This is a genomic window from Reyranella sp. (genome assembly GCF_052439685.1).
Lineage (GTDB): Bacteria > Pseudomonadota > Alphaproteobacteria > Reyranellales > Reyranellaceae > Reyranella.
The window spans coordinates 428,933-442,199 of sequence record NZ_JBQVQG010000002.1 but is presented as its reverse complement, the minus strand read 5'-3'; the positions used below and the strand labels follow the sequence as shown (position 1 = coordinate 442,199).

Sequence of the window (13,267 nt, the reverse complement as noted above, 5' to 3'; positions counted from 1 at the left end):
TGCGTCACAGTCGCTGTGCACGGTGGGCAGGCAACGTCTGGGAGAGACCATGCGCTTTTTGATGAACGTCGTGGCCGTGCTTGGCCTGATTACGTTCCCGACCCTAGCCTTCGCCCAGGACCTCGCGCTGAAGAGGGTCATGCTCTCGTCCGGCGGTCTCGGCTATTTCGAGTACGAGGCGAACATCGATGGCGACGCGACCCTGAAGCTCACCGTGTCGCTGGACCAGGTCGACGACGTGCTGAAGAGCCTCGTCGTCTATGACGACAAAGGCAGCGTGGGCGGGCTCAGCCTGCCGGGTCGCGAGCCGCTGGCGCAGGCGTTCAAGGATCTTCCGTTCGATCAAAGCTCGCTGGGATCGCCCGCGGAGCTGCTGCAGACGCTGAAGGGTGCGCAGGTCACCGTGGGTGGCAGCCGGTCGATCTCGGGCCGAATCGTCTCGGTGGAGGAGGACAGTGTCGCGCTGCCCGACAACAAGGGGGTGGTGAAGCGCACGCGGGTCACGCTCTACACCGACCGCGGCCTGCAGCAGTTCATTCTGGAGGATGCCGAGAACCTGCAGTTCGCCGATGAAGCCCTTCGTGACAAGGTTGGGCAGGCGCTGGTCGCCATCCAGGGCAACCGCGCCAAGGACGCGCGCACCATCGATCTCACGATGCGCGGGCAGGGCAAGCGTACGGTGCGCGTCGCCTACATCGTCGAGGCGCCTGTCTGGAAGGCTTCCTATCGCCTGACCCTCGGCGCAGATCCCGTCGCTGCGCGCTCGGGCCTGCAGGGCTGGGCCGTCGTCGAAAACTTGAGCGGCCAGGACTGGAAGGACGTCGAGCTGACCCTCGTCTCGGGGAGGCCGGTCGCATTCCATCAGGCTCTCTACAACGCGTATTACGTGACCCGTCCCGAGGTGCCGGTCGAGATCGCCGGCCGCCTGATGCCCGGCGTGGACCGTGGCGGGGTCGCCGCCGACCAGCGCGCGAAATCCTCGTTGCCTATGCCGGCGCCCGCGCCCTATCGGGCGCAGCAGGAGCGTTCGGTCGTCACCCCCGCCATGGCGCCGCCTCCGCCGCCGCCCGCCGGGATGGCCGCCGCTGCAGAGCAGATTGAGGCGAACGACGCCGCCACACAGGTGATCTTCAAGTTTCCGCGCGCTGTCAGCGTCGAGAATGGCCGCACCCTGTCGATCCCGATCGTCGACCGGCAGGTGCCGGCCGCGCGGCTCGCGCTCTATCAGGCCGACACTGCCGCGCGTAACCCGCTGGCCGCCATCCGCCTGACCAACGATGGCGAGTCGGGCCTGCCGCCGGGCATCATCACGCTCTACGAGCGCGACAAGGGAGGCTACGTCTCCTATGTCGGCGACGCGCGCCTGTCGGCTTTCCCGGTCGGCGAGACGCGGCTGCTTGCCTATGCGCTCGACGAGAAGATCGTGATCGAGCGCGACGTGGCGCAGACCGATCGGGTGGCGTCCGGCACCATCGCCAACGGCGCGCTCCGCTTGTCGCGGGTCGTGCGGCAGACGACGGTCTATCGCGTGCGCGGCCCGGCCAAAGAGCCGCGCCAGCTCGTCGTCGTGCAGCGCCGTTTGCCGGGCTGGACGCTGACGAAGCCCGAGGCGAAGGACGTCGAGCTCAGCGAGGGCAACTATCGCATCCCATTCCAGCTTCCGGGTGGCGACCAGACTCAGACCTTCGAGGTGGTGCAGGAGCAGACCCAGCAGCAGGAGATCCGTCTGGTTGAGAGCGCGGCCGAGCAGATCCGCGTCTATGCCCAGGCCCGCGAGTTCGACGCCAAGACGCGCGATGCGCTCACCCGCGTTCTGCAGCTGCAGCAGGCCGCGGCGGAGGCTCAGCGCAAGGTCCAGCAGGTCGAGGCCGAACGGCAGGCGATCGTGCAGGAGCAGGCGCGCCTGCGTGACAACCTCGCGCGCGTGCCGGCCAACAGCGACCTCCAGCGCCGCTATCTCGCGACGCTGGACAAGCAGGAGACCGATCTGGAGGCCCTCGCCACCCGCCGCGCCGGCGCCGAGAAGGCCGCCGAAGCGGCGCGCGAGGCGCTGCGGACGTATGTGAGCCAGCTCGGCTGATCAACCCGCCCGGAGCGTCCTGACTGCGTCGTCGCGCCGGAACAGGTAGAGGAGGGCGCGCAGCGCCGTGCCGCGCTCGGTCTGCAGATCGGGATCGCGCGCGATCACCAGCCGGGCGTCGTCGCGCGCGGCTTCCAGCAGCTCGTTGTGGACGGCGAGATCGGCCAGACGCATGTCCGGGAGCCCGCTCTGGCGTGTGCCCAAAAGCTCACCGGCGCCGCGCAGCTTCAGGTCCTCCTCGGCGATGCGGAACCCGTCCTCGGTCTCGCGCATGATCGCCAGGCGCGACTTGGCGGTCTCGCCGAGTGGCATGGCGTAGAGCAGCAGGCAGGTCGACTTGGCACTACCGCGGCCCACCCGGCCGCGCAGCTGGTGCAGCTGAGCCAGGCCGAAGCGCTCGGCATGCTCGATCACCATGACCGTGGCGGCCGGCACGTCGACGCCGACCTCGATCACGGTGGTGGCGACCAGGATCGACAGGCGTCCGTCGGAGAAGGCTGCCATCGTGGCCTCGCGCTCGGCGCCCTTCAGGCGGCCGTGCAGCAGGCCGACCTTGCCGGGGAAGCGATCGTTCAACAACCGGAAGCGCTCGGTCACGTTGGCGAGGTCGATCTCCTCGGATTCCTCGATCAGCGGACAGACCCAGTAGACGCGCGCGCCGGCCGCGATCTGGCGGCCAATGCCCTGGGCGACCTCGCCGAGGCGTTCGAGCGGAATTGTGCGCGTGTCGATCGGCTGTCGGCCTTTGGGCTTTTCCGTGAGCTTTGAAACGTCGAGATCGCCATAGGCCGCCAGCATCAGGGTGCGCGGGATCGGCGTCGCCGTCATCACGAGCAGATCGACGGCATGGCCCTTCGACGATAGCGCCATCCGCTGATGGACGCCGAAGCGGTGCTGCTCGTCGACTACGGCCATCGCAAGGTTGGCAAACTCGACATCCTCCTGCACCAGCGCGTGCGTGCCGACGACGAGCTGGATCGTGCCGTCGGCCAAGCCCTGCAAGGTCTGCTTCTTCTGCCGCTGGCCATCACGGCCAGTCAGCAGCGCGATCTTGACGCCGGCCGCTTCGGCCAGTGGCGCGATGGTCGCAAAATGCTGGCGCGCCAGAAGCTCGGTCGGCGCCATCATGGCAGCCTGCGCACCGGCCTCGACGCAGATCAGCATGGCGAGCAGCGCCACGAGGGTCTTGCCGCTGCCGACATCGCCCTGGAGAAGCCGCACCATACGCTGTTCTTTGCCGAGGTCTTCGGCGATCTCGGCGATGGCCTGGGTCTGGCTGGCGGTCAGCTCGAAGCCCAGCGACGCGAGAGCGGCCTTCCGTAGGCGGCCATCACCCGTGGTGGCGTGGCCGGCCAGGGTGCGATTGTGATGGCGTACCAAGGCGATGGCGAGCTGGCTGGCCAGCAGCTCGTCGTAGGCCAGCCGGGCGCGGGCCGGGTGCGAGGGCGATAGATCGCCCAGTCCATCGGGCGCGTGTGCGCGGGCGAGGGCGGTCTTCCAGTCGCCCCAGTCCTGCTTCTTGTGGAAGGCGGTGTCCTGCCACTCGGTCAGGCCCGGCGCGCGCTCGACGGCCGCGGCGATCGCCTTCTGCACCGGCCGCTGTGTCAGGCCGGCGGTGAGGCCGTAGACCGGCTCGACCCTCAGGATGGAATCGCGGTCGTCGAGCGGCACGACATGGTCGGGGTGCGTCATCTGCACCTCGCCCTGGTAGATTTCGACCTTGCCGCTGATCACCCTTGTCTCGCCGGGCGGCAGCAGCTTCTTGAGATACTCCTCGCGGCCGTTGAAGTAGGTGAGGCAAATTCGGCCGCTCTCGTCGCTGCACCAGACCTTGTAGGGCTGGCGGTGGCTATGCGGGATGAGATGCTCATCCACGACGACGGTCAGGGTGGCGACCTCGCCGCCGCGCGCCTGTGCGACCTCGGGTGCATTGCGCCGGTCGATCACGCCCAGCGGCAGGTGCCACAGCAGGTCGACGACCAGCGGACCCGCCAGCTTTTCCACGAGCGTGCCCAGCCGCGGGCCGATTCCGGGCAGCGACGTGACATGGGCGAAGAGCGGGGTGAGGCTTAGCGGGCGCATGGTTGGCTTGATCTCGGGCTGCGTGACTTCGCCATCGCCGCCGCCTATATGCTACGCCCCTTTTGGGTCCGGGACTGGGGAAAACATGGTTGGCGACACGGATCTGGAGACGCGGCGGAAGCGTTTGCTCTACCGCAGCACCTATCGTGGCAACAAGGAGAACGACATCCTCCTTGGCCAGTTTGCGCGCGCCCATCTTGGCGAATTCGGTGCAAACGAACTCGATCAGTATGAGCGGCTGCTCTCGGTCGGCGACAACGACATCTACGACTGGGTCTCCGGCAAGGTGGAGGTTCCCGCCGACCAGGATTCGGCCGTGGTGCGCAAGCTGCTGGCGTTTCGCGTGAGGTTCTAGTGGCTCTGCCGTTCGCCAGCGCGCTGGCCGCAATTCCGCGCAAGGCCGTAAAATGGACCCTGGCCGGCCTGCCGGAAGGCGCCGATGCGCTCGTGCTGGCAGAGCTGGCACGCGCAACCGGCGGCGTGGATATTTTGCACGTGGCGCGCGACGGGCAGCGGCTGGAGCGGCTGCAGGACGGCTTGCGCTTCTTCAACCCCGATCGCGAGGTGCTGGTCTTCCCGGCCTGGGATTGCCTGCCCTACGACCGCATGTCGCCGCATCCCGACATCGTGGCCGAGCGCCTGGAGACGTTGAGCCGGCTGGCCGCGCCAAAGGCGCCCGGCGCCCCGGCGCGCATCATCCTCGCCTCGGTGGGCGCCGCGCTGCAGCGCGTGCCACCCAGAAGCCTCTATACCGAGGCGGCGACGATCCTGCGCAAGGGCCAGACCGTCGACGTGGCCTGGCTGACCAAATTCCTGGGCGAGAACGGCTATGGCCGTGCCGAGACGGTGATGGAGCCGGGCGAGTTCGCCGTCCGCGGCGGCCTGTTCGATCTCTTCCCGCCGGGCACCAAGGAGCCGCTACGCCTCGACCTGTTCGGCGACACGCTGGAGGCCATCCGGTCGTTCGATCCGATGAGCCAGCGCTCGACCGGCACCCGCGACGAGGTCGTGCTGTTGCCGGTCAGTGAAGTTCTGCTGACGCCAGCGAGTATAGAGCGCTTCCGCAGCGGCTATCGGGAGCTGTTCGGCAACGTCTCGGGCGACGACCTGCTCTACGAAGCGGTCTCGGCCGGACAGCGCCATGTCGGCGTCGAGCACTGGCTGCCGCTGTTCCACGACCACATGGAGACGCTGCTCGACTACTGCCCCGGCGCGGTCGTCACGGCCGATCATGAGGCCGCGGAGGCCTTCACGGCGCGCTACGAGCTGATCGCCGACTATTACGACGCCCGCCAGAAGACCGGCGCCAAGGGCGGCATGACCGGCGGCGCGGACTACAAGCCTCTGCCGCCTGACCGGCTCTACCTGAAGCCGTCGGAATGGGAGCGGCTGCTCGACGATCGTCCCGTGGCGCAGTTCTCGACCTTCGATTCAGCTCCGGGGGCGGTCAACACGATCGATCTCGGCGGCCGCCGCCATGAGGGCTTCGCGCAGGCGCGGACGGCGCAGGGCGTGAACCTGTTCGACAAGGTGGCCGAGCATGTGAAGGCGGCCAACGACGCCGGCCGCCGCATCGTCGTCGCGGGCTACACCGACGGCTCGACGACCCGCCTGCAGCATCTGCTGCAGGAGCATGGCGCCACCACGCCAGTACTCGCCGCCGACTTCGCGATGGTGCAGGGCCTGCCGGCCGGCGTCGTCGCTGTCGTGATCTGGCCACTGGAGCACGGTTTCGTGCTCGACGGGCTGGAGGTGATCGGCGAGGAGGACATTCTCGGCGACCGCCTGTCGCGTCCGGCCAAGAAGCGCCGCCCGTCAGAACGCTTCATTGCCGAGGCCTCGGCGCTGAGCGACGGCGACCTCGTCGTGCATCGCGAGCACGGCGTCGGGCGCTACGAGGGGCTGGTGACGCTCGAGATTCATTACGCGCGCCACGACTGCCTGCGGCTCACCTACGAGGGCGGCGACAAGCTCTTCGTGCCGGTCGAGAACATCGACGTGCTGAGCCGCTATGGCGCGGGCGAGGAGGGCGCCGTCCTCGATCGCCTGGGTGGCGTCGCCTGGCAGTCGCGCAAGGCCCGGCTGAAGCAGCGGATTGCCGACATGGCCGACCGGCTGATCCAGATCGCCGCCGAGCGCGCCGTCCGGCGGGGCGAGACGCTCAGTCCGCCTGAGGGGCTGTACGAGGAATTCTGCGCGCGCTTCCCCTATGCCGAGACCGATGACCAGCTCCAGGCGATCTCCGACGTCATGGACGATCTGTCCTCGGGCAAGCCGATGGACCGGCTGGTCTGCGGCGATGTCGGCTTCGGCAAGACCGAGGTGGCGTTGCGGGCGGCCTTCGTCGCCGCGATGTCGGGCAAGCAGGTGGCGGTGATCGGACCGACGACCCTGCTGGCCCGCCAGCACCACCGCACCTTCGTCGAGCGCTTCCAGGGCATGCCGGTGAACATCGGCCGCCTGTCCCGCCTGGTCCCGGCCAAGGAGGCCAAGGCAACCAAGGAGGGGCTGAAGGATGGTACCGTCAATATCATCTGCGGCACGCATGCGCTGCTGGCCAAGAGCATCGAGTTCAAGGATCTCGGCCTGCTGATCGTCGACGAGGAGCAGCATTTCGGCGTCGGCCACAAGGAGCGCCTGAAGGAGCTGCGCGCCGATGTCCATGTGCTGACCCTGACGGCGACGCCGATCCCGCGCACCCTGCAGCTGGCGCTGACCGGCGTGCGCGACATGAGCCTGATCGCCACGCCGCCGGTTGACCGGTTGGCGGTGCGTACCTTCATCACGCCGTTCGATGGCGTCACCATCCGCGAGGCCCTACTGCGCGAACAGTATCGCGGCGGCCAGACCTTCTACGTCTGTCCGCGGGTCGAGGATCTGGAGTCGGTCGCCGCGGAGATCCGCGAGTTGGTGCCGGAAATCCGGCTGGGCATGGCGCACGGCAAGCTGCCGCCGACCACTATCGAAAACACGATGCAGGATTTCGTCGAGGGCAAGTTCGACGTGCTGCTGTCCACCAACATCGTGGAAAGCGGCCTCGACATCCGCAACGCCAACACGATGATCATCCATCGCGCCGACATGTTCGGCCTGGCGCAGCTCTACCAGCTGCGCGGCCGGGTCGGGCGCGGCAAGACACGGGCCTATGCCTATCTCACGGTGCCGCCGGGACGGGCGCTGAACGAATCGGCGGCCAAGCGGCTCGAAGTAATGCAGACCCTCGACACGCTGGGCGCGGGCTTCCAGCTCGCCAGCCACGACCTCGATATCCGCGGCGCCGGCAATCTCCTGGGTGACGAGCAGTCCGGCCATATTCGCGAAGTCGGCATCGAACTCTACCAGCAGCTGCTGGAAGAGGCGGTTGCGGTGGCGCGCGGTCGATCCCAGGAAGCTGAAAAGTCGGAATGGTCGCCCCAGATCAATCTCGGCATCCCGGTGCTGATCCCCGAGGAATACGTGCCCGACCTCTCGGTCCGCATGGGCCTCTACCGGCGCCTGGGCGGCCTCACCAACCAGAGCGAGATCGATTCTTTCGCCGCCGAGCTGATCGACCGGTTCGGCCGCATGCCGGCCGAGGCGGAATTCCTGCTTAATACAGTGGCGCTCAAGCTGCTGTGCCGCGCCGCCCATGTCGAGAAGATCGATGCCGGCGAGAAGGCCGTGGTTCTCAGCTTCCACGACAACAAGTTCGAGAAGCCCGAGCGCCTGATCGGCTGGATCCAGAAGAACGCGCCGCTGGTGAAACTCAGGCCGGACCACCGCGTGATCGTGCAGCGCGTCTGGAAGGAAGAGCGGCAGCGTCTTTCGGGCGTGACGTCGATCGTTTCTTCTTTGGCGAAGCTCGCCGCTTAGGGGTGTTCTTCGGTTTCGGCTTCATCAGCGCCTTGGCCGCACGCCGGCCGCAGCGCAGCAGCCAGTCGCTGAGCCGCGGGTCGCCCGAGGCGCGCGCGAGGGTGACCGCGCCGACTGCGAGGATCGCCGCGGCAGTCGCATCGGCATCGAGCGTGCGTTTCTTTCCGCGCGCCAGTTCGGCGATCACGCCGTGGAGAACGTTCGCATAGGCGAGCCGCGCCGCCAGGGGCGCGCGGGCCACGTCGCCGGCGAGCGAGGCGAGGGCACAGCCTTGAGCAGCGGCGCTCAGGTTCTCGCGGTCGAGATAGGCATCCAACACGGCGGCGGGTTTCTCGGCCGCCCGAAGACGGGGCAGCAGACCGTGTCCCCTGCGTACGACTTCGGCGAACAGCGCGTCCTTCGAGGTGAAGTGCGCATAGAAAGCACCGCGCGTCAGCCCAGCCGCCAGCATGATGTCGTCGATGTTGGTGCCCGCATGGCCGCGCAGCCGGAACAGCCGGGCGGCATGCTCGACGATCTCGGCCCGGATGGCGGCCTTACGTGTGGCGCTGATGGGCATGATATGTTGGTCATCATATCATAGGACAATCGACATATGAACGGTCACGAGCTGGGGCGCGCCACTACAGCGCGGGATTAGCCCGCGCGCAGTGGCGCGCCCCCAGCAAGGATCAGGCGGTCGATTGGGCCGCGCTGGTGGCAGCGTCGCGTTCGGCGAGGTTGAAGACCTCGACGAAGGCGGGGGGCGGCTGGGCGCCGGAGACGGCATATTTGCGGTTCACGATGAAGCAGGGCACGCCGTTGATGCCGAGGCGGCGGGCATAGACGTCGGAGGCGACGACTTCCTGGCGGCCCTCGTCACCCGACAGGAAGTGGCGGACGGGATCTTCCTCGATGCCGGCGCGGGCGGCGCATTCGACCAGCGTATCGAGGTCGCCGATATCGAGGCCTTCCTCGAAATATGCCTTGAACAGCTCGGCCACGACCTCGTCCTGGCGCTCGCTCCTGGCGCTCCAGTGCACGAGGCGATGCGACATCACCGTGTTGGGCGTGCGCTTGATGCGGGAGAACTGGAAGTCGATCCCGGCCTCGCGGCCGCTCTCGGCGATCGCCTGGTAGATCTGGCGCGGCCGGTCGCCGCCGCCGAACTTGGCGCGGACGTAGTCGTCGCGCGTCATGCCCTCGACCGGCATGTCGGGATTGAGCTGGAACGGGCGCCATGCGACCGCGACGTCGGTGCGGCCGCTCTGCTCCAGCGCGCGCTCGAAGCGGCGCTTGCCGATGTAGCACCAGGGACAGATCGTATCGGAGACGATGTCGACGTAGATCATGGGCCGAGCTTATGCCTTTCGCGCCAGTGCAGGAAGAGGCCGGCGCCCGCTGCAACCGCCAGGGCGAGCGTGGTCAGCCAGGCGGCGCTGGGCCAGCCGCCCACGGCCACCAAGGCGCCGGTGATCGGGGGGCCGAGAAGCCCGCCGATATTGGAGCCCTGCATCAGCAGGCCGGTCGAGGCGCCGGCCAGTTCCCGGCGCGGCGCATGAATCGGAATGGCAGTGAACAGGGCCCCCGGTACGACGCCGATCACCGCCGAGTAGACGCCGGCCAGTAGCAGCCGGCCGAGGTCGGGGACGCCGCTCACGAAGATGCCGGCGGCGCACAGGCTCATCGAGAGGGTGGCGCCGACGATCACCGTGACCCGCGGCACGCGGCGGTGCAGCAGCCAGCCGGCTCCGAGATTGCCGGTGACGTTCAGAATGGCGACTGCAGCCGTGACGAGGGCGGCCGTGGAGGTGGAATAGCCCAGCCTCTCGATCAGGAGCGTCGGCAGGAAGCCGATGATGGCGAACCAGCAGCAGGCATAGGCGCCGAAGCAGAGCGCGATCGCCAGCGGGCCCCCGCTGGTGGCGACTTCCTTCATTTCCGCGAGGACCGGACGGCGCGCGACGGGCCACGGGTCGAGCTCGCGTCGCGGCACGGCGCGCAAGAGGAGTGCGCCCGCCATCAGCGCGGCCGCCCCCGCTGCCACGAGCCAGACAGTGCGCCACGAGGTGGCGGGCAGGACGATGGCCGCGATCACCATCATGGTGCCGGAGCCGGCCGGCATGTAGGTGCTCCAGATCGCCAGGGCGAGACGCTGGTCGGCGGGTCGCGTCAGTCGCAGCAGCAGGGTCGGCACGGCGACGACGACCGTGATGAAACCGAGCCCTTCGAGGACGCGGCCGAGCAGCAATGCTTCGACGTTCGGCGCGAAGGCACCGGCGAAGCTCGCCGCGCCGGCCAGCAGCGTGCCGAAGATCGCCAGCCGCCGGTGTCCGACGCGGTCGGCCGTCAGCGCGATCGCCATGCCGCCCAGCGCCGTCATCAGGTTGACGACCGACAGCAGCCAGCCCGCCTGTTCCAGCGTCGCGCCGAGATCCTCGCGGATCGACGGCAGGGCGGGAGGCGCCTTGCCGACCTGGAATGCGGCGACCATGCCGGCCGCGACCAGCAGGGCGGCCAGCGGCCACGGGGTACGGGATGGCGTCAGTACTGCACCCGCGCGGTGATGGCTCCGTCGACCACCATGTTGATGCCGGTGATGAACGAGGCGGGCGCGCCGGCCAGGAACACGACGGCGCTGGCCACTTCCTGCGGCGTGCCCATGCGGCCCGTGGGATTGCGCGCCAGTGAGCGCTTGTAGCGTTCGCTGGCGGCGTCGCGCTGGCGGCCCCAGGTGTTACCGTCCTCGAGGATCGTGCCGGGCGAGACCATGTTGACGCGTACGCCCTTGGGCGCCAGCTCGATCGCCATGGACTTGGCCATTGGCACAAGCGCCGCCTTCACCGAACGGTAAGGCTGGGTCGGGCCCGCAACCTCGACCAGCGAGGTCGTGCCGATGATGGTGAGGGTGGCGCCCTGACCGCGCGCTTCGAGATGCGGCCGGACGTTCAGCACGGCGTTCACAGTGGCGACAAGGTCGACCTCGATTGCCTTGCGCCAGCCCTCGGCCGTGTTGTCGGTGCCGAGCGCGCTCACATTGGCCACGAAATGATCGATGCCGCCCTCGGCTGCGAAGCCGTCGATCCAGGCCTTGAGGCTCGCGTTGTCGGTGACGTCGAGCGCCGTGCCGGTGGCGCGGCTCTGCTGCGCACGCCATTCCGTCTCGCGCTCCTTCACCAGAGCCGCATCGCGGGCGCAGAAACCCACGACCGCGCCTTCGGCCAGGAAGGTATCGACGATGGCGCGGCCGATACTCTTGGTGCCGCCGGTCACCATCACGCGCTTGCCCTTGAGACCGAGGTCCATGTTTCCTCCGAACGGGTCGCTCGCCTATAAGGCCGGCATGAAACAGTGGAGCGTCCGGCATGTCCAAGCGATTCGACCTTAGCGGTAAAGTAGCCCTGGTGACCGGCGCCTCGTCGGGTCTCGGCGTGCACTTTGCCCGAACGCTGGCCGAGGCGGGCGCTTCGGTGGCGATCGCGGCGCGGCGCGCCGACAGGCTCGCTTCTCTTCAGGCGGAACTGCAGCAGGGCGGCGCCCGGGCCGTCGCCGTCGATCTCGACGTTCAGTCGGCCGACTCGATCGCGGCAGCCTACGACAAGGTGGAAGAGGCGCTGGGACCGCTCGATATCCTCGTGAACAACGCCGGTATCTCGATCGTGAAGCCGGCGCTCGACATGCCCGAGGCCGACTGGGATTCTGTCGTCGACACGAACCTGCGCGGCGCCTGGCTGATGACCCAGACGGCAGGCAAACGCTGGGTGGCGGCGAAGCGGCCGGGCTCGATCGTCAACATCGCCTCGATCCTGGGTCTGCGCACGATCGGCCAGGTCGCGCCCTACAATGCCTCGAAGGCCGGGCTGATCCATCTCACGCGGGCACTCGCGATGGAGTGGGCGCGCTACCATATCCGCGTCAACGCGATCTGCCCGGGCTACATCGAGACCGAGATGAACGGCGAATTCTGGAAGACGCCGGGCGGCCAGCGCCTGATCGACCGCATTCCGCAGCGTCGCATCGGCCAGCCCGAGCATCTCGATGGCGCACTGCTACTGCTCGCGTCGGAAGCGGGCGCGTTCATGACCGGCAGCATCATCACCGTCGACGGCGGTCACACGGTGAATTCACTCTGATCACCAGCCGTTGATGCGGTCGTAGACGTCGACCACCGACCTGCCGCCGTCGAGGTCGCTGTCGACCACGTAGTAGCGGTCGTAGGCGGCGGCGGTGATGCAGGCATGGTTGGGCAGGATGCGGACGCGCGCGCCGACCGGTAGGTTGGCGTAGGGCAGCCGATCGTCGGCGGCGACGAAGCCGTGCTCCTGCGAGCATTCGATCACCGCCATCCCGGCGGCCGGCGGATCGGCGATGGTGCCGTAGCCGACCTTGGGCTGGAATTCCTGCGCGCTGATGTCCTTGGAGAGCGCCAGCGCGCCGGCATCGACCAGCAGCTGGTTGCGGTGCGGATAGTGGCCAATCACCGAAGCCAGCACCGAGAGCGCGATGTCTCCCGCGCCGCATGCGCCGATATATTCCTGGTCGAGGTCGTTGAAGACATAGACGCCGGGCCGCATCTCGGTGATGCCGGAAAAATCGCGCGAGTGCATCGCCGTCGGCGTCGAGCCGCCCGAGACGATGGGGCAGGGGATGCCCGCCGCCCGCAACTTTTCGGCCGCGGTCACGATGGCGAGGCGTTCCTGTTCAGCGACGCCCGCGATGCCGTCGGGCGTGCTCTGGTGATAGGAATGGCCGGCATGGGTCATGACACCGGCCAGTTCCACGCCCGGCGCCTCGTGCAGCACGCGCGCGATGTCGAGCAGGCCCGGCAAAGCAGGATAGGGCAGACCGGCCCGGCCGCCGCCACTGTCGATCTCGATGAACACCGAGAACATGTCGCCGTCCTTTGCCGCGGCCGCGATCGCCTGCGCCACGTCGAGATTGTCGGTGACGACGCGCAAGTTCACGCCGCGCCGGCGCAGCTCGGTCACGGCGCCCAGCTTCGAGGGGATGATGCCGACGCCGTACAGGATGTCCTTGAAGCCGCCGTCGGCGAAGTAGCGCGCCTCGGCCAGGGTCGAGACGGTGATGCGTCCGTCATGGCCCTCGACGGCCATGCGGCCGATCTCGACCGACTTCGCGGTCTTGAGGTGAGGGCGGAGCATGACACCTGCATGACGCAGACGCTCGCTCATGCGCTTGAGGTTGCGGCGCAGGATCGCCCGGTCGAGAATGAGGGCGGGAGTCGGCAGGTCGTCGATTGTCTGTGTGGCCATG

10 protein-coding genes are annotated in these 13,267 nt (G+C 68.1%); 4 read left to right on the top strand and 6 right to left on the bottom strand.

Annotation, left to right across the window (positions count from 1 at the left end; translation table 11 throughout):
• The first annotated feature begins 49 nt into the window (after positions 1 to 49).
• Positions 50 to 2,080, top strand: coding sequence for a DUF4139 domain-containing protein (locus ACT6UX_RS05180; RefSeq protein ID WP_444774066.1), 2,031 nt, complete (start codon positions 50 to 52; stop codon positions 2,078 to 2,080).
• Here the strand turns inward: ACT6UX_RS05180 and recG are convergent, their stop codons facing one another.
• Entirely contained in the window at positions 2,081 to 4,162 is a 2,082-nt protein-coding gene (gene recG, locus ACT6UX_RS05175; RefSeq protein WP_444774065.1) for an ATP-dependent DNA helicase RecG, read from the bottom strand. It lies immediately after the preceding gene.
• Positions 4,163 to 4,247: 85 nt separating this feature from the next.
• Here recG and ACT6UX_RS05170 point away from each other — a divergent pair, with 85 nt between their 5' ends.
• Positions 4,248 to 4,517 carry a succinate dehydrogenase assembly factor 2 gene (locus ACT6UX_RS05170; RefSeq protein ID WP_444774064.1) on the top strand — a complete coding sequence of 90 codons (270 nt, stop codon included), beginning with the start codon at positions 4,248 to 4,250 and terminating at the stop codon, positions 4,515 to 4,517.
• The gene (gene mfd / locus ACT6UX_RS05165; RefSeq protein ID WP_444774063.1) at positions 4,517 to 8,014 is read left to right on the top strand and encodes a transcription-repair coupling factor; all 3,498 of its coding nucleotides are present in this window, start codon (positions 4,517 to 4,519) and stop codon (positions 8,012 to 8,014) included. Before ACT6UX_RS05170 ends, mfd begins: the two co-directional genes overlap by 1 nt.
• Here mfd and ACT6UX_RS05160 read toward each other — a convergent pair.
• From ACT6UX_RS05160 to ACT6UX_RS05145, 4 genes are all read right to left on the bottom strand, one after another.
• Positions 7,908 to 8,573, bottom strand: a complete 666-nt coding sequence (locus ACT6UX_RS05160; RefSeq protein WP_444774062.1) for a TetR/AcrR family transcriptional regulator — start codon at positions 8,571 to 8,573, stop codon at positions 7,908 to 7,910. The two genes, mfd and ACT6UX_RS05160, sit on opposite strands and share 107 nt — an antisense overlap.
• A gap of 112 nt (positions 8,574 to 8,685) precedes the next feature.
• Complete coding sequence (locus tag ACT6UX_RS05155) at positions 8,686 to 9,345, bottom strand: DsbA family oxidoreductase (protein WP_444774061.1); 660 nt, start codon at positions 9,343 to 9,345, stop codon at positions 8,686 to 8,688.
• A complete protein-coding gene (locus tag ACT6UX_RS05150; protein WP_444774060.1) occupies positions 9,342 to 10,487 on the bottom strand; it encodes an MFS transporter in 1,146 nt (381 codons plus the stop codon). Before ACT6UX_RS05150 ends, ACT6UX_RS05155 begins: the two co-directional genes overlap by 4 nt.
• Positions 10,488 to 10,537: 50 nt before the next feature.
• Complete coding sequence (locus ACT6UX_RS05145) at positions 10,538 to 11,299, bottom strand: SDR family NAD(P)-dependent oxidoreductase (RefSeq protein ID WP_444774059.1); 762 nt, start codon at positions 11,297 to 11,299, stop codon at positions 10,538 to 10,540.
• 59 nt (positions 11,300 to 11,358) lie between these two features.
• Between ACT6UX_RS05145 and ACT6UX_RS05140 the strand changes: the two genes are divergently transcribed.
• Complete coding sequence (locus ACT6UX_RS05140; protein ID WP_444774058.1) at positions 11,359 to 12,126, top strand: SDR family NAD(P)-dependent oxidoreductase; 768 nt, start codon at positions 11,359 to 11,361, stop codon at positions 12,124 to 12,126.
• Here ACT6UX_RS05140 and ACT6UX_RS05135 read toward each other — a convergent pair whose 3' ends face one another.
• Entirely contained in the window at positions 12,127 to 13,266 is a 1,140-nt protein-coding gene (locus tag ACT6UX_RS05135; protein WP_444774057.1) for an alanine racemase, read from the bottom strand.
• Position 13,267: the final 1 nt, after the last annotated feature.